The organism is Xanthomonas sp. D-99, from assembly GCF_017746145.1.
Classification (GTDB): Bacteria; Pseudomonadota; Gammaproteobacteria; order Xanthomonadales; family Xanthomonadaceae; genus Xanthomonas; species Xanthomonas cissicola.
In genome coordinates this window covers 1-15,090 of the sequence record NZ_JAGHWU010000051.1, presented here as the reverse complement: position 1 = coordinate 15,090, position 15,090 = coordinate 1, and the positions used below count along the sequence as shown (strand labels likewise).

Annotated in this window: 17 protein-coding genes; all 17 read right to left on the bottom strand. The window is 61.6% G+C overall.

Annotation, left to right across the window (positions count from 1 at the left end; all coding sequences use genetic code 11):
* Window positions 1-7: 7 nt before the first annotated feature.
* The 17 genes from J7360_RS16445 to fliD all read right to left on the bottom strand — a co-directional run bounded on the left by J7360_RS16445 (window position 8) and on the right by fliD (window position 14,894).
* Window positions 8-1,489: an FkbM family methyltransferase gene (locus J7360_RS16445; RefSeq protein ID WP_209034271.1), complete on the bottom strand. Its 1,482-nt coding sequence runs from the start codon at window positions 1,487-1,489 to the stop codon at window positions 8-10.
* Window positions 1,486-2,109, bottom strand: a complete 624-nt coding sequence (locus J7360_RS16440) for a UDP-3-O-(3-hydroxymyristoyl)glucosamine N-acyltransferase (protein ID WP_007971959.1) — start codon at window positions 2,107-2,109, stop codon at window positions 1,486-1,488. Before J7360_RS16440 ends, J7360_RS16445 begins: the two co-directional genes overlap by 4 nt.
* Complete coding sequence (locus tag J7360_RS16435; RefSeq protein WP_209034269.1) at window positions 2,099-3,244, bottom strand: Rieske 2Fe-2S domain-containing protein; 1,146 nt, start codon at window positions 3,242-3,244, stop codon at window positions 2,099-2,101. Before J7360_RS16435 ends, J7360_RS16440 begins: the two co-directional genes overlap by 11 nt.
* 3 nt (window positions 3,245-3,247) lie before the next feature.
* Window positions 3,248-3,901 (bottom strand): acetyltransferase, encoded by a 654-nt coding sequence (locus J7360_RS16430; RefSeq protein ID WP_017154665.1) that lies wholly within the window; start codon window positions 3,899-3,901, stop codon window positions 3,248-3,250.
* On the bottom strand, window positions 3,898-4,632 hold the full coding sequence (locus J7360_RS16425) for an SDR family oxidoreductase (RefSeq protein WP_209034267.1): 735 nt from the start codon (window positions 4,630-4,632) through the stop codon (window positions 3,898-3,900). Before J7360_RS16425 ends, J7360_RS16430 begins: the two co-directional genes overlap by 4 nt.
* Complete coding sequence (locus J7360_RS16420; protein WP_017154663.1) at window positions 4,629-5,393, bottom strand: SDR family oxidoreductase; 765 nt, start codon at window positions 5,391-5,393, stop codon at window positions 4,629-4,631. Before J7360_RS16420 ends, J7360_RS16425 begins: the two co-directional genes overlap by 4 nt.
* Entirely contained in the window at window positions 5,390-6,427 is a 1,038-nt protein-coding gene (locus tag J7360_RS16415; protein WP_057659374.1) for a ketoacyl-ACP synthase III, read from the bottom strand. The genes J7360_RS16420 and J7360_RS16415 overlap by 4 nt, the downstream gene beginning before the upstream one ends.
* Window positions 6,428-6,432: 5 nt before the next feature.
* Complete coding sequence (locus tag J7360_RS16410; protein ID WP_003482998.1) at window positions 6,433-6,654, bottom strand: acyl carrier protein; 222 nt, start codon at window positions 6,652-6,654, stop codon at window positions 6,433-6,435.
* Between the two features lie 64 nt (window positions 6,655-6,718).
* Window positions 6,719-7,828 (bottom strand): DegT/DnrJ/EryC1/StrS family aminotransferase, encoded by a 1,110-nt coding sequence (locus J7360_RS16405; RefSeq protein WP_007962154.1) that lies wholly within the window; start codon window positions 7,826-7,828, stop codon window positions 6,719-6,721.
* A 118-nt stretch (window positions 7,829-7,946) separates the two neighbouring features.
* The gene (locus tag J7360_RS16400; RefSeq protein ID WP_057659376.1) at window positions 7,947-9,431 is read right to left on the bottom strand and encodes a sigma-54 dependent transcriptional regulator; all 1,485 of its coding nucleotides are present in this window, start codon (window positions 9,429-9,431) and stop codon (window positions 7,947-7,949) included.
* The gene (locus J7360_RS16395) at window positions 9,424-9,807 is read right to left on the bottom strand and encodes a response regulator transcription factor (protein WP_003482992.1); all 384 of its coding nucleotides are present in this window, start codon (window positions 9,805-9,807) and stop codon (window positions 9,424-9,426) included. Before J7360_RS16395 ends, J7360_RS16400 begins: the two co-directional genes overlap by 8 nt.
* Before the next feature lie 8 nt (window positions 9,808-9,815).
* Entirely contained in the window at window positions 9,816-11,219 is a 1,404-nt protein-coding gene (gene rpoN / locus J7360_RS16390) for an RNA polymerase factor sigma-54 (protein WP_057659378.1), read from the bottom strand.
* 216 nt (window positions 11,220-11,435) lie between these two features.
* Window positions 11,436-12,068, bottom strand: a complete 633-nt coding sequence (locus J7360_RS16385) for a response regulator transcription factor (RefSeq protein WP_003482986.1) — start codon at window positions 12,066-12,068, stop codon at window positions 11,436-11,438.
* A 68-nt stretch (window positions 12,069-12,136) separates the two neighbouring features.
* The gene (locus J7360_RS16380) at window positions 12,137-12,703 is read right to left on the bottom strand and encodes a PilZ domain-containing protein (RefSeq protein ID WP_057659381.1); all 567 of its coding nucleotides are present in this window, start codon (window positions 12,701-12,703) and stop codon (window positions 12,137-12,139) included.
* On the bottom strand, window positions 12,703-12,996 hold the full coding sequence (locus tag J7360_RS16375) for a hypothetical protein (RefSeq protein WP_057659382.1): 294 nt from the start codon (window positions 12,994-12,996) through the stop codon (window positions 12,703-12,705). Before J7360_RS16375 ends, J7360_RS16380 begins: the two co-directional genes overlap by 1 nt.
* An 8-nt stretch (window positions 12,997-13,004) precedes the next feature.
* Window positions 13,005-13,418, bottom strand: coding sequence for a flagellar export chaperone FliS (fliS, locus tag J7360_RS16370; protein WP_057659384.1), 414 nt, complete (start codon window positions 13,416-13,418; stop codon window positions 13,005-13,007).
* A gap of 150 nt (window positions 13,419-13,568) precedes the next feature.
* Window positions 13,569-14,894: a flagellar filament capping protein FliD gene (fliD, locus tag J7360_RS16365; protein WP_057659386.1), complete on the bottom strand. Its 1,326-nt coding sequence runs from the start codon at window positions 14,892-14,894 to the stop codon at window positions 13,569-13,571.
* Between the last annotated feature and the right edge of the window lie 196 nt (window positions 14,895-15,090).

Here is a 15,090-nt window from a genome sequence, read left to right as displayed (position 1 = left end):
GAGTTGATCAGACCTTCCCAAGATCGTAGTAGTGGGCAGGAGAGTGCTGGCGCAGTCGGAAGTGGTAACCATCCACCAATTTATCCAGTTGTTCCACGATATCGAGCAAGTCCTGGGCGTAGTGGTATACGCAAATAGCCATACGGGGGCGCTGGGTGTGGATGAGGCGAGATGCGCCTTCCAGTGCTCTGGCCTCAAATCCTTCGATGTCAAGCTTCAGCAACGTCAGTTTTTCAAGTTCGTCGTCTAGGCGCGTGGTAGATACCGAAATTTCGCCATCCTGGGACACATGGCTAGAGACGGTACCGGTCTCCTTGAAGCGCAACGTCGTATGTTCGTTGGAGATGGCTTTGTTGATGGCCTTGAGATTGCCAGGCAAAAAGGGGTGGGCATTCGCGACACCCTGCAGTTTCTGAAAGTTGATGCGATCAGGTTCGAAGGCTGTGATGCTTTCGTATTGATGGCGGGATGCGTCCAGAAACTTGCGGACGATGGGGCCTTCGAAGGCGCCACCATCACAAAAATGTTCGCGCTTTCCCAGTTGGAAGGTGCTGCTGTCAGCGAACGTGGAAAAGTATTCGTTGATCGGTGCGGCCCAGCAGTCCCTCAGAAGGCTGGAATCGTAGGTCAGGCGAAACAATAGGTTGCTGTAGAGCGTAAAAATGCTGAATTCGTCGTCCAGGCGATCCGCAAGGCGCAAAAACTCGTCCAGGCGCAGAAGCGTGCGCTGGCGGTACACCTGGGCAGGTTCGTACACTGCTGCCAGTCCACAGTGGGCAATGGCCAGGCAGGCATCCACCCTCTCGATGCCTGCCTGCTCGCAGAGCGTACGAGCCAAGCCGGATTCTTCTGGGCTGTAGGAGAAGTCGATGGCCAGTGCCCCGGGGTAGTGGGCAGCTTGTTCAGCGAACTGGCGCAAACTCCAACGCGGCACGCGATGTACTGTGTCACCTTCGTTTGGCTTGTCATCCACGGCGGCGATGACATGTGTGGGGTGTTGGACGATCTGGGGAGCATAGATGTTGCCAATGCCAGAGCGCGGTTGGATGAGGAACAGAGGGCGCTGCTCAAAATCCGGGATCAGTGGATCCACGGAAGGTGCAACGCTCAGCTGTTCAATGTGCGCAGCTGCGCAGAGATTGGTGGCAAACGCACGGCCGCGCGGGCTACAAGAGAAATCGATAGCGACTGCATCGGGATACTGGCCCGCATTCGCAAGAAACTCCTGACTGCTCCAGCGCGGCGCGCCGTGGATGTTATCCAGATGGGTGCTTTGGTCATCGACCGCCGCAATTACATGACGTAGGTTGGCCACGACCCTAGGGCCATGCACCATGCCTGCGTAGGACTCGGGAGCAACCAGGAAAACAGGGCGGTCGGCAATCGCGGGCAGGCGCGCAATGACATCGTCGAGTGCGGGACGTTCCTGCTCCGCGATACGCAGAATGCGTTGGCGAAGCTGCTCAATTTTCGAGTGCATGAAGGTCATCTATCGTAGGTGTGAATCGGGGCGTCGTAGCGGATATCAAAATAGGTTTTGGTGGGCACGTCCTCGTCGTAAATACGCGGCCAGCCAAGTTCGCAGCTTCGGCCCACTTTGACGCCTGCGCGTACGATGGCGCCGGTCCGCAGGACGCTATTGCCGCCGATCTCGACGCCCGCGCCGATTTGCACACCATTCTCTATCCAACATGAGGATTTGATGCGACACGCAGGCCCAAGGTGCACTCCGGCATGGATGACGGTGTTGTAATCGATCTTGCAGCCGTGCCCGACGATAGCATTGGCACCCACGAAGGCGTTCAAGCCGATGACCGTGTCCGCGCCGATGGCGGCGCTGGGGTGTATGAACGGCTCCAGCCTGAAGCCACGCTCCATTGCCGCCTGCATCAGTTCCATCCGTTTGAAGTTGCCGAAGCGTTCGTCAAAGGCAGCGAACATGGCCCCGCCGGATGGATCCAACCCATCCAGCACACCTAGCTCGAACGCATGATCAGCATTCTGCGGCACGTCAATCTTGATGACCTTCTCGTCTTGACGCACTTGCTTCCAGGCGTAAAAGGCCAGATCGAGGTATTCGCTGCCTCCGATGATCCACCTAGATTTCATGTTCGGTTTCCATCAGGGTTTCATACCAGCGTTCGACCAGGCGATTCATGGATTCGTAGGCACCCTGGGTGGGCAGCGGAGCATCTGTATGCAATGCGGCCTGCACCCGCTCCATGATGTCCACGTCTTCGCCCACCACCGTTTTGCTGCCGTGCATTTGTGCCAGTAACACCTGGCCGGAAAACCCATAAGGCCGCTTCTTGCGTGCGCTGAACCAATGGACTTCCAAGTCGGTCCTGTCCGGCGCGACCGGGACGTGGTGTTCCAGCGTGAAGGAGTAGCCGCCGTTCGCACTTGCGATATGCAAGTTCGGGAAAGCCAACCAGTTGAAGTAGGCGTTCTGCTTGCCCCAGCGTTCGACTTTATCGTACCAGCCAAAGTCTCTAAGGTCGGGGATGGATGCCTCCGCCCCACCGAAGCTGAAGCGGCGCATTTCGCGTCTCAGGGACGCCGGCGATGTGTCTTGCAAGGGTTCGATGGACTCCTTTGCCTGTTCTTCGCTTACTTGGGGAACGAAGCTGACACTCTTGGCCAGGGTCTTAGGATGGACGAAGCGCGGGTGATTGGCATCGCGAAGGTTTTCGTAAGCGAGCTTCCAGTTGTAACGCCCATGCCATGTCGTCACCATGACCTCACTGTCATAAGCGTTGGAACTGCTTTCCAGCAAGGCGATGAAGTCTGCCGAAAACTGCTCCTCGATTGGCATCGGGTTAGGATCTAGGTTGACAAACAGTACGTTGCCAATAGCGTGCAGTGAGAATTCGCGCAGCTTGAGGTTGTTCTTTTCATTATCGTCGATGCGATAGATCGCGCCACAGTCCGGGATGTTCCTGACACGGCCTCGTTCGTCGTAACTCCAAGCGTGGTAAGGGCACACCAACGGGCGGCAGCCAATAGCATCGGCCTGGATTAGCGCGCTACGGTGGAGGCAAACGTTCTCGAACGCGCGAATTTCACCGTGGAAGTTCTGGATGACCACGGGGATGCCTGCGATCTTGCGTGTGACAAAACAATTGTGATCCTTCAGCAGCGTTTTAAGCCCTGCGAACAACCACACCTTGCGGAAGATCTTGCGCTGCTCGCGATCAAAGATTTCCTGCGACAAGTAATAGTTGGGGTGCATCCTGGATCGCATGGATCAGTCCATCGTCATGTTCTTGTGGAATACGATCTTGGCCGGATTGCCGAACACGGTGGCGCCCGCCGGCACATCCTTCAGCACGACTGCACCGGTGCCCACGACAGCGTGCTCACCCACCTTGATACCGGGCACCAGGGTGGCACGCGGGTGCACGACTGCGAAGTCGCCTATCTGCACGCCGCCGCCCATGAAAACCTGTGCGCCCACATGAGCATAATTGCCAATGCGTACATCGTGTCCAATCACCGACCAAGTGAGCAGATTTGCAAAATCCCCGATCCACACATCGGGCCCAACGTGGACCTGGTTGCCGAGAAAGCAACCTGTGCCTAGACGTACGCGGCGACTGAGGTGCGCCTCGGTGCAGATCGGGATGAACGAGGCCCCCTTCGCAAGCAGCGGTTGAATGTACTTCCGCCGTTCCAATGGGTCGCCTTGCGCGCAGACAAAGGCCTCGTTGCCACGCGGCACGTATGTCAAAGGGTCGCCGACGATGGGTACCCCAGTATCGAAACCATCGAGAATATGCTTGCGGCTGTCCAGGAATCCGGTGACTTCCCATTCCTTGCCATGTGCAATATCGCCTTGCATTTGCTCAAGGACCTCGCGGCCCCAACCGCCCGCGCCGACGATGAGCACGGAATAGGTCACAGGACAGCCCCACCGTCCATTACCAAACTGGTCCCGGTTACCCAGCGGCTGGCATCGGACAACAGATAGATTGCAGCGTTCGCCACGTCCTCCGGGGTGCCTAATCCGAGCGGATGGCGTTTTCGCTGTGCTTCTAGATGGGTTGCGTCCCAGATGGGCGTCGCCACTGCAGAGGGAGACATGCCATTGACCCGAATCTTGCGTTTGGCCTGCTCCATGGACAGGCAACGGATGATGCCGAGCAGGGCTGACTTCATGGCCGAATATGGTCCTACCCCGGGTGTGCCGATATGGGCCGCAGTGGACAGCATGAAGACGATGGAGCTTTGAGGCGCAAGAGCGTTGGCCTGCAACAGCCGCTGGGTGAGCATGACAGGGGCGAGGAAATTGACTGCATAGACATCGGTAATGAGCTTTTCGGTCACCTGCCTGATGGGGCTCAAGCGCTGCCTGCCAGCGCAGTGCACCAAGCCATCTAGGCTGGAAATGCCCTGTACCAGTCGTTCACGGCCTTCGGCTTCGGTCAGGTCGGCCAGCACCTGGAGATGCCCTTGCCCCTCCAGCAGATTGTAGGTTTCCTGAAGGCGATCTGCGTCGCGTCCGGTAATCACCAAGCACGCCCCGCGTCGCGCGCAGGAAACGGCAATTTGCCTGCCGATGCCCGATGAAGCGCCTGTGACCAAAATGGTCTTGCCCTCCAGTGAAAAAGCGCGTTGCGCCGCGTTACTCATGCGTAGATGTCCATCGGTACAGAAAAACCGCCATCAAGAATGAAGTGGTTGCGCGTGATCCAGCGGCTGGCATCGGATAGATAGAACACTGCTGCATAAGCCACGTCTTCCGGCTCGCCCATGCCAAGTGGCGTCAATTCAAACAGGCTGTCCATATTGCCGCCGCTTCCCTGCAAGCCATCCAGCAGCGGAGTGCGTACGTAGCCCGGTGCGATGCAGTTGGCGCGCATGCCTTGCTTGGCTACTTCCATACCCAGCGAGCGCATCATGCCCAGCAGGGCGCTTTTGCTAGCAGCGTATGCGCTGCTCGCCAGCGGCCCGATATGTGAAGCAATTGAGGCAATGAATAGCAGGGATCCGCCCGGCGCGATCTGCTTCTTCGCCAACAGGCCTCGCGTCAGTAGCATGGGTGCGTAGGTGTTGCTTGCAAATGTCTCGTCCAGGTGCGCGTGACCGATCATTCGAAAGGGGGTCAGCTTGGACATGCCAGCTGCGTGTGCCAATCCATTGATGATGCCGCTTGCACCAACGACCCGGTCAATGCCTTCCTGTTGCGCCAAGTCCGCTACCACTTGCGTGTGGCCTTGGCCTTCCAGTTGGTTGAATGTGTCTTGCAACCGCGCGGTATTGCGCCCGGTGATGACGACGCACGCCCCCATCTGTGAGCAGGTGATGGCAATTTGTCGACCGATACCCGATGAAGCACCAGTCACCAGGATGCGCTTGCCTTCCAGGGAAAACGGATCGCGCTCGGCGTTCATGCTTCGATCAGTGCCGGAAAGGCTGCATTTTCGACGTCCACGATGGCTGTGCCCCAGGACAGGCCAATGCCGAAGCCGGCAAGCAACAGGCGGTGCCTGGCCTTGATCAGCGTGTCGTTCAGACGGACGGTCATGGTGATGGGCAGGGAAGCGCCACTGGTATTACCGAAGTCTCGCAGGGTTGACGGCACTTTCTCAGCAGGCAGCGCCAACTTCTTGCGGATGGTTTCGTTGATCATTTTGTTGGCCTGATGGAAAACGAAGAAATCAACGCTGTCCTTAGCAGCACCGGAATACTCAAGCAATCTTTCCACCGCTGGAGGCACTCGTTGGGTCGAGAAGCTCAATACGGCCGGGCCATCCAGAATGAGTTCACCTGGCCAGTGCAGCACACCGTTTTCGTCACGTGTGGGAGAGATATGCTGAGGTCCATAAGGCTCACGGTGTCCACCTATGGGCAACATGATGGCCCTGTAGCCGCTACCATCGCTGTTCAAGTCGAAATGCATGGGTGGCGCATTCTTGTCGAACTCCAGCGCCGTGGCGGTGCCCGCGTCGGAGAACAATGGGTCCAGAAGTGTGGCGGAGCGGTCGCCGACCAGCAGAAGCGCTTTCTTGATGGTGCCCGCCGCAATCATGCTGCCCACCAGGTGCAGGCCAAAGGGATAGCCGGAGCAGCCGAGATTGACATCGAAGGCGATGGCGGTCTGTGGCAATTGCAGCCGGTGCTGCATGATGATGGCCGTGGCTGGGATGGGGTAGTCGGGTGATTGCGTCACGACAATCAGTGCATCGATTTCTTCCTTGTCCCATTGCAGCTCTGCAAGCAGCTTTTCCGTGGCGATGAGCGCAAGATCGGAAAACGTCTGCCAGCTTGGGCAAATGCGACGAAACTCGATGCCGATGTTACGCACCAGGCGCTCGCGTTCCGAGCGCATCTTCGGCGGGCAATCGGTCAGGTTGGAAATGATCCGCTTGGGCACGCAACTCGCCATGCCCGCAAAGCGGACATTACTAAGAGTGGACAGTCCCATAAGCTTTACCCCAGCAGTTTGTAGAGATCGTTTAGGGTGACGCAGTTCTTGAGATCGTCGCCGGTAATGACCTTTCCGTAATCCACGTCGAACATGACGATTACTCCCAACGCTGAGAGCGAATCCCACTCAGGCAAGTCGGCCAGGGCGGTGTCCATGGTGACCTCCACCGGCTCCTGGAAGTCGGTGGCGGAGAGGAAGTTCTCGATAAATGTTGCCTGGGTCATGCGAGCTCGCCTGGGTGCCTGTTGTAGAGATGTGAGGTTGAAATGCAGGTGTAGCGTTGTACGGTCATGTCGCCTGTTGGCCGGCAATGAGATCGGCGATGGTATCGACCTGATCGCGACTCAAGCCAGGAAAAATCGGCAGGCACAACACCTGCGCCGCCACTGAGCGCGCCACCGGCAACCATGCCGGCGCCGACGAGGGCAGAGCACGGTACATCGGGAAGTCGCTGATCAACGGATAGAAATAGCGCCGCACCAGAATGCCGTGCTCGCGCATCAATTGGTACAGCGCATCGCGCGACAGCGGGTAGTCGTCCTGCACCAGTACCGGGAAATATGCGTAATTGGCGCGGGAATGAGCGGGCCGCGCAACGCAGCGGATGCCGCGCACATCGCTCAACCGTTGGCGGTATTGCGCATCGATGGCGCTGCGCTGGGCGATGGCGTCGTCGATGTGCTGTAGCTGTAGCAGGCCGAACGCCGCGCTGATCTCGTTCATCTTGCCGTTGATGCCCGGTGCCACCACCGTGGTTTCGTCGACGAAGCCGAAGTTCTTCAGATGCCCGATGCGCTGGTAGCTCCTTTCGTCGGGACAGACAATCGCGCCGCCTTCGAAGGTGTTGAAGACCTTGGTCGCATGGAAGCTCAACACGCTCAGGTCGCCATGGCGCAGTATCGAGCCGCCGTCATCGCGCACACCGAAGGCATGCGCAGCGTCGTAGATGACCTTGAGGTTGTAGATGTCGGCAATACGCGTGATGGCTGTCGTATCGCAGGCAGTGCCGTAGCAATGCACCGGCATGATCGCGGTGGTCTGCGGGGTGATGGCCGCTTCGATCTTCGAAGGGTCCATGTTGAGCGTCACCGGGTCGATGTCCACGAACACCGGGGTGATGCTTTTCCACAACAGCGAATGCGCCGTGGCAACGAACGAGTAGGGCGTGGTGATCACTTCACCGGTGATGCGCAGCGCCTGCAACGCGGTGATCAGGGCGGTGGTGCCGTTGGTCAGCAATGCCAGGTGCGGCACCCCCAGGTACTCGCACAGTGCGCGTTCGAGTGCATGGTGCATCTCGCCACCGTTGCTGACGATGCGGCTGCTCCAGATCCGCTCCAGATAGGGCAGAAATTCTTCCAGCGGCGGCAACAGCGGACTGGTGACGGGGATGGGCATCAATGCCTCGGCAGGTGCTGGTGAAGGTCGGGATTCCGTCGCAGCCGGCAGCTGCGAACGGAGTGATCCTGCTGAAGCAAGCGCTATGCCGGCGAGCGGAACCTGCGCGTGTGCGGGCTCAGTTGGCCAGCTCGGTCTGCTCGCGATCGATGCCGTACTTGCGCAGCTTCTCCACCAACGTGGTGCGGCGCAGGCCCAGCAGCTGAGCGGCATGCGCCACCACGCCCTGCGTACGTTCCAATGCTTCGTTGATCAACGCCAACTCGATGTTGGCCATATGCCCACGCAGATCGATGCCGTCGTCCGGCAGGCTGGACGTCGCGACCGGTTCGGCATCGGCGGTCTTTGGTTGCAGCGTCACCACATTGCTCGGCAGTGCGCTGACCTCAACCGGTGCGGCCACCAACTCCGGCTCCGGCGGCAGCTCGACCGGAATGGCCGAAGCGAAGTCGCCGCGATAACGCGCCGGCAGATCCTGCACCCGCACCAGCCCGCCGGGATGCAGCACCGCCAGGCGCTCGACCAGGTTGGTCAGCTCGCGCACATTGCCCGGCCAATCGTAGCTGCGCAGCGCCTGCAGGGCCTCGTCGGCAAAGCGCACTTCGCCGCGACCGGTGCGTGCCAGCTGGCCTGCAATGGTCTGCACCAGCATGGCCAGATCGTCCACACGCTCGCGCAGTGCCGGCATTTCGATCGGAAACACATTGAGGCGATAGAACAGGTCCTCGCGGAACTGGCCATCGCTGATGCGCGATTCCAGATTGCGGTGGGTCGCGGCGATCACGCGCACGTTGCAGCGGATGGTCTGCCCGCCGCCAACGCGCTCGAAGCTGCGCTCCTGCAGCACGCGCAGCAGCTTGACCTGCATCGGCAGGCTCATGTCGCCAATTTCGTCCAGCAGCAGCGTTCCGCCTTCGGCCATCTCGAAGCGACCCTTGCGGGTGGTCAGCGCACCGGTGAAGGCGCCTTTTTCGTGGCCGAACAATTCGCTTTCCAGCAGATCCGGCGGGATCGCGCCGCAATTGATCGCCACAAACGGCCCGTCGCGCCGCGGCGAGTGCTGGTGGATGGCGCGTGCGACCACTTCCTTGCCGGTACCGGATTCGCCCAGCACCAGCACAGTGGTGTCGAACGCAGCCACCTGGTCGATCAGCCGGCGCAGGCGGGTCACCGCTTCGCTGTTGCCGGTTGGGCCGGAGTCCTGCTGCACACCGGCCTGATGCTCGGCGTCCAGCCGTTTGAGGCTTGCGCGGCGCAGCAACGCTTCCAGCTGCGCATGACGCAGGGGGGTGTCCAACGCCCATACATTGGCTTCGTGCAGGCCGTGGGTCTGCGCAAACGCGCTCGGGCTGCCCTCCATCAGCAACACCGGTGGCGGCAGCTTGGCATCGGCCAGCCAGTCGAAGAATTTGTCGGCCTGCGCAGCGTCCTGCGCCGAGCCCACCATCACCGCCATCCACTCATCGTGGCGGTGACGGCCAGGATTGATGTCGGCGCCGTCGGTGACCCAGCGGGGGTTGAAGTCCATGAACTCGAGCAGCGAGACGGTGCGCTCGGCGCGCACGGCGTCACTGTCGATCAACAGAATGCGGGACTCACTCATTCCTGGCTCCTTCCGTCAGGCCCTCCAGGATTGGCATGACTTCCTGGATATAGGACAGCTTGCTGACAAAATTGTCAGCACCCGCGCGAAGAGCGTGTTCACGATGCTCGGCATCATCGAAGTGGCTCGCGATGACAATATACGGCGGATCGTCCTGCGTCTTGATCAGACGCGTGGCCTGCAGCCCGCCCATCTCCGGCATGGCCAGGTCCATCAGCACGACATTGGGGCGCAGCGACTCAGAGCGCTCGATCGCTTCCAGCCCATTGGCGGCACTGCCCACGATATTGAGCCAGTCGACCTTGCGAAAATGACGCATCGCAGCGTTGATGAAGCCCTCGTGGTCGTCGACCAGCAGCACGGTGAGTTTGCTCATAGTAGTCCTTATCCTGCCCGGGCAAGCAGCGGTTTGGTGGTGCGGCGGCGCTCGCGTGCCGGTGCGATATCAAGTTGTTCGCGGTACTTGGCCACGGTGCGGCGCGCAATGTTAACGCCTTGCCGCGACAGCAATCCGGCAATGGCCTCGTCGGCCAGCGGCCGCCCGGCCGGCTCGCTTTCGATCAGGCGACGCACCATCGCCTTGACGGCCTGGCCGGAGACGCTGGCGCCTTCCAGCCGCACGGCGAAGAAGTGCTTGAGCTCGAAGGTGCCGCGTGGGGTCTGGATGTACTTGCCGGTGGTGATGCGCGAAATGGTCGATTCGTGCATGCCGATCTCGTCGGCGATTTCCTTCAGCGTCAGCGGTGCCATGGCTTCTTCGCCACGCGCCAGGAAGGCGGCCTGGCGTTCGACGATGGCGCGCGTCGCGCGCAGCAGGGTCTCATAGCGCATCGACAGCCCGCGGGTCAGCCAGCGCGCTTCCTGCAGCATGTCGCGCAACGGCTGCGCGGCCTCGCCGGCATCGGCCAGCGCGCGTTCGTGCACCGGGTTGATGCTGACGCGATGGGTGGTGGCCGGGTTGAGTGCGACGCGCCAGCTGTCATCGGCATGCCAGGCGAGCACATCCGGGATCACGCTGGCATTGCTTTCCTGCAGCAGGTCGTCGCCCGGGCGCGGTTGCAGCGACAGGATCAGCCGCACCGCTTCGCGCGCATCGTCCACTTCGGCATCGTGTGCGCGCGCCAGCACCGTGTAGTCGTGCGCGGCAAGCAGCTCCAGATCGCCGTCGAGGATGCGCGCAGCCAGATGGCGTGCCGGCACGCGGCCGGGCAGGGCGCTCAACTGGGCCTGCAGACACTCGCGCAGATCGCAGGCCGCCAGACCGGCCGGGTCGCCGTGCAGCAACCGCTGCCGGATCGCTTCCACCGCCGGCACGGTCATACCCAGACGGGTGGCGCCCAGCTGTTGCAGCGTCGACAGCGCTTCGGTCAGGTAACCGGCGTCGTCGGTCTGTTCCAGCCAGAACGCAGCGGCCCCCAACGCCGCCTCGTCCAGGTCCAGCGCCAGCTCGCGCAGGATGCGCACATGCGGGTCGGTCGACTCGCCGGCGGCCACGCGCTGCATGCGATCGTCGTCCCCATCGTTCCAACTGCTGCCCTGCACGTCCCACATCGTGCTTTCCGGCAGCTCGTCGAACGCGGCGATATCGCTGGCGCCATCGTTGTTGGTGGCGGCCTCGTCCCCGTTATCGGCCAGCTCTTCCAACTCCAGCAACGGATTGGTTTCCAGGGCGCGACGGATTTCCAGTTCCAACTGCATGCCGTCCAACTGCAACAGACGGATCGACTGCAGCAACTGCGGGGTGAGGTGCAGTTGCTGGCCAAGCTGGGCGGAAATGGTCGTCTTCATGGAAGCGCTTCCGATGGGCGCTGCACACAGCAGCGATGGAATGCATCTTGCAGGACAACGCGACGGGTTTCTAATCAGGGAGTCGGGTGAGGCGGCTCATGATTTTCCCGACAGCCTGTCGGGAACTTCCTGACGTTGCGGGCGGGCTCAAGCATGCCCGCCGGAATCCCGTCACTGTTTTAACCGTCGCTGGCCCACGCGTGCCCGGCGGGAGCGTCAGACCAACTCGTTGTGATGTTTGGCGGCCAGCAGCACCAGATCGTTGGCGCGACGGCACCCGAGCGATTCCATCATGCGGGCGCGGTGGGTTTCCACGGTCTTGACGCTGATGCCCAAATCGGCAGCGATTTCCTTGTTGCTCTGGCCGCGGCCGATTTCACGCAGGATCTCGCGCTGACGCGGCGACAGCGCGGCGATGCCGACCGGCTTTTCGCGGCCCAGCATCGGCGCAATCATCTTGGACGAGATCTGCGGGCTCAGGAACACCTGGCCAGCGGCGGCGGCGCGCAACGCCAGTTCCAGTTCCAGTGGCGCGGCGTCCTTGACCACGAAGCCGACGGCGCCGCGATCGAGCGCGTCGCGCACATGCACCGGGTCGTCGTGCATGGACATCATCACCACGTGCGTGCGCGGCGCAGCGCGCAGCACGTCGGTCATGGCATCCAGGCCGCTGCGGCCGGGCAAAGACAGGTCCATCAGCACCAGATCGGGCCGGTGCAGGGACGTCATGTCCAGGGCTTGTTGCGCGTTGCTGGCTTCGCCCACGACATCGATGCCGGCGAAGGTTTGCAGCAGCCTGGACAGGCCGGCACGGACAAGGGTGTGATCGTCGACGATGATGACTCGCACGGCGCAGAAGAGACCTTTTTCAGTAAAGGGCACCTTAGCTGACCCGGCGCCCCGCGCCAACCATCGGATCAACGCTGGCGGCGGGCGTCGGCGATCTGACGGCGGTGCAAGCGAAACAGGTGGCGTTCCAGGGCGTCCTGCAGTCCCGGGGCGAGCGGTGCAAATCGCAGCCACAACCAGACATCATGGCCATCGCTCGCGTTCGCCAGCACGGTGGCAGGAAGCTGTACAAGTTCAGGAAGCCAGTCGGACGGCTGCAGGCAAACGCTGCCGGTTGTGCCCGGTGGGTGGCTGGTTGCGCAACTCAGGCGGATGCCGCGTACCGACCAATGCACCATGCCCTGGCTCAGGCCGCTGTCGCCCTGGCGCACCAGGCGGCCGATCAGCGCCAGCATCAAATCCAGCTTGGCGTCCATGCGCTGCACCAGCAGCGGCAGTTCGCCGCGGTCTTCGCCGGTTTCCTCGCTACGCAGGTCTTCGACCTGGCCGAGACTGCGCAACAGGGTTTCTGCGGCGCTGTGCGCGCCTGCCTCGCTCCCGGCGCGGAAGCCGGCCGGTAACTGCAATTGGCAACCGAGCGTGTCGGCAAACAGCTCGGCATCGGCGGATGGCGCGAGTGTGCCGAGCGCGCTCATCAGATCCGTCCGACCCGCGCGTAGGCGCGGCTGGCCGAGGATGAGGTGCGCTGTGCGCGGATCAGCTCCAGCAGCTTGCGCTGCCGCTCGCGCATCATCCGCATCAAGTCCTGATGCATGGTGAGCAAGGCCTGCAGCGCGTCGCGGTCCTGCTGGATGTCCACCTGCTGCGCGTATTCGCGCAGGTGCAGGTCGTGCTTGTCCAGCATTTGCGGCATCGCCTCGAATTCCTCTTGCGCCATGGCCAGGCGGAGGTCGGCGATTTCTGCTTGAAGGCTTTGCACCCTATGCATGGCAGGACTCAGGAAACGGCGGAAAGGCCGCGTTGTTCGAGGGGGATGGAGTTCCACGCCGAGTCGATTTCGCTGAGCAACCCCAGCGCTTCGGTCAACGCGGTCTCATCGTTGTGCAGGTTGGCTGCGGTCAGCCGCTGCATCACGTAGTCGTACAGGGCCGAAAGGTTACCAGCGATCTCGCCACCGGCTTCGTGATCGAGCGAGCCGTTCAAATGACCGACGATCGCGCAGGCCTCGCCGATGGCCTTGCCCTTGCGCGCCTGGTCGCCCTGCGCCAGGCAGGCCTGGGCCAGACGAATGCGCTGGCAAGCACCGGCAAACAGCAGCGAGACCAGCTTGTGCGGATCGGCTTCGGTCACGCTGGTGGCCACGCCGACCTTGCGGTATTGCTCGGCATACTGACGATTGGAACCGTACATGGATGACTCCTCAATGGGCTGACCTTCGCTTGTCCCGGAGCGCTGCGCTCCTGCGACGACGCTCCTGCCGGAAGGCAAGGCCAACATCACGATAGGCTTTACCTGTATCGGCAATACCCTGACAGGACTTGAGGATCGTCATCACGGAAATCAGCCTGTCAGCAGGCCACTGAGCGAGCTGGTGCTGCCTTGCAACTTGCTGATCATGGCGTCCATCGCGGCGAACTGCGCGGTGTATTGGTCGCTGAGTTTTTCCATACGCGCATCGAGATCATCCAGGTCCGATTCGTAGCCCTTGATGGTCTTGTTCAAGCTATCCGAGCGCAGGGTGAGCGTGCCGTTGGTGGCGTTGACGTTGCTGTCCAGTAGCTTGGTCAGGTTGCCGCTGAACTTGCCGTCCTTGCCGAACACCTCGGCCGCGGCGCCACCGTCCGACGCGATCGCGGTGTCGAACTTGGCGCCGTCGAAACTCATCACGCCATCCTTGTCGATGGTCAGGCCCAGGGCCTTGAGTTCGTTGACGTTGCCACTGACCTGGCCGCGCAGCTGTTGTTGCAGGCTGCGCACCAGCGAATCGCCGGTCAACGCCGAAGCGGTCCTGGTGGTGGCGTCGTAACTGCTGCTCTTGGCCAGCAGCGTGTTGGCGGTGTTGTAGGCCGCGGCGAACGCGGTGAGGTTGCCCTTGAGGCCGCTGGTATCTGCGGCCACGCCCAGAGTGAACTTGGTGCCTTCAGCGGCCTTGGTCAGCGTGAGCACCACGCCGGGCACGATGTCGCTGACGGTATTGGAGCTGGACGTGCGCTCGAAGCCGTCCACGCGTACCCGCGCGTCGGCGGCGGCGACGGTCTGGTTCAGCCCGCCGGTGACGCCGGGGCCGTAGGTCAGGCTGCTCAGGCTGGGGTCGCTGGCGCTGATGGTCAGTGCGCCCTTGGTGCCGGAATCGACCGCATTGAAGACCAGGTGCTGGCCATCGTTGGCGGTGACCACGCTGGCAGTCACGCCCTTGCCGCCGGCAGCCTTGTTGATGGCCGCGGCGATGTCGGTGAGCTTGTCGGTGCCGCTGATGTCCACGGTGACGCTCTGATCGCCATAGCCGATCGTCAGCGTGCCGCTGCCCACCGTGGCATCGGCAGTGAATGCACCGGAGGCAAGTTTCTGCGAGGTCGCCAGCGAGACCACTTCCACCGAATAGTTGCCCGGCGCCGCCGAATTGGTGGTGGTGGCAGTGAAGCCGGCATCGGTTGGCACCGTAGCCTTGTAGGCGTTTGTGTCGGCGCTGCTGATCACCTTGTCCAGCGCAGACTTGAGCGTGGTCATGCTGCTTTTGATCTGGCTGATCGCCGACAACTGCGTGGTTGCGGCGGTACCGGCCTTGTTGATGCGTGCCTGCTCGGGGTCTCTCTGCCGGGACACCAGGGTGGACACCACGGTAGGGATGTCCAATCCGGAGGCGGAAGTGCTGATCACCGATGCCATGTTGCATTCCTCGTCTGGGCGCCCGAAACAGACGGACGCATGGGATTACGTGACGGGTATCGGCCGCATCCGCGAGGACTTTAGCGGCAGCGATGGGGCACGCGCACGACAGCTATCGATGCAATTTTCATGCCTGTCGATTCGGCGGCGCGCGTCAATGAGAGCGGCTAACAAAACGTAGCGAGCAGTCGTCAGG

Excerpts from the sequence above, each read along its gene's own strand:
- J7360_RS16445 (WP_209034271.1), bottom strand. The coding sequence starts at position 1,489 with ATGACCTTCATGCACTCGAAAATTGAGCAGCTTCGCCAACGCATTCTG.
- J7360_RS16440 (WP_007971959.1), bottom strand. The coding sequence starts at position 2,109 with ATGAAATCTAGGTGGATCATCGGAGGCAGCGAATACCTCGATCTGGCC.
- J7360_RS16435 (WP_209034269.1), bottom strand. The coding sequence starts at position 3,244 with ATGCGATCCAGGATGCACCCCAACTATTACTTGTCGCAGGAAATCTTT.
- J7360_RS16425 (WP_209034267.1), bottom strand. The coding sequence starts at position 4,632 with ATGAGTAACGCGGCGCAACGCGCTTTTTCACTGGAGGGCAAGACCATT.
- J7360_RS16420 (WP_017154663.1), bottom strand. The coding sequence starts at position 5,393 with ATGAACGCCGAGCGCGATCCGTTTTCCCTGGAAGGCAAGCGCATCCTG.
- J7360_RS16415 (WP_057659374.1), bottom strand. The coding sequence starts at position 6,427 with ATGGGACTGTCCACTCTTAGTAATGTCCGCTTTGCGGGCATGGCGAGT.
- J7360_RS16410 (WP_003482998.1), bottom strand. The coding sequence starts at position 6,654 with ATGACCCAGGCAACATTTATCGAGAACTTCCTCTCCGCCACCGACTTC.
- J7360_RS16405 (WP_007962154.1), bottom strand. The coding sequence starts at position 7,828 with ATGCCCATCCCCGTCACCAGTCCGCTGTTGCCGCCGCTGGAAGAATTT.
- J7360_RS16400 (WP_057659376.1), bottom strand. The coding sequence starts at position 9,431 with ATGAGTGAGTCCCGCATTCTGTTGATCGACAGTGACGCCGTGCGCGCC.
- J7360_RS16395 (WP_003482992.1), bottom strand. The coding sequence starts at position 9,807 with ATGAGCAAACTCACCGTGCTGCTGGTCGACGACCACGAGGGCTTCATC.
- rpoN (WP_057659378.1), bottom strand. The coding sequence starts at position 11,219 with ATGAAGACGACCATTTCCGCCCAGCTTGGCCAGCAACTGCACCTCACC.
- J7360_RS16380 (WP_057659381.1), bottom strand. The coding sequence starts at position 12,703 with ATGAGCGCGCTCGGCACACTCGCGCCATCCGCCGATGCCGAGCTGTTT.
- J7360_RS16375 (WP_057659382.1), bottom strand. The coding sequence starts at position 12,996 with ATGCATAGGGTGCAAAGCCTTCAAGCAGAAATCGCCGACCTCCGCCTG.
- fliS (WP_057659384.1), bottom strand. The coding sequence starts at position 13,418 with ATGTACGGTTCCAATCGTCAGTATGCCGAGCAATACCGCAAGGTCGGC.
- fliD (WP_057659386.1), bottom strand. The coding sequence starts at position 14,894 with ATGGCATCGGTGATCAGCACTTCCGCCTCCGGATTGGACATCCCTACC.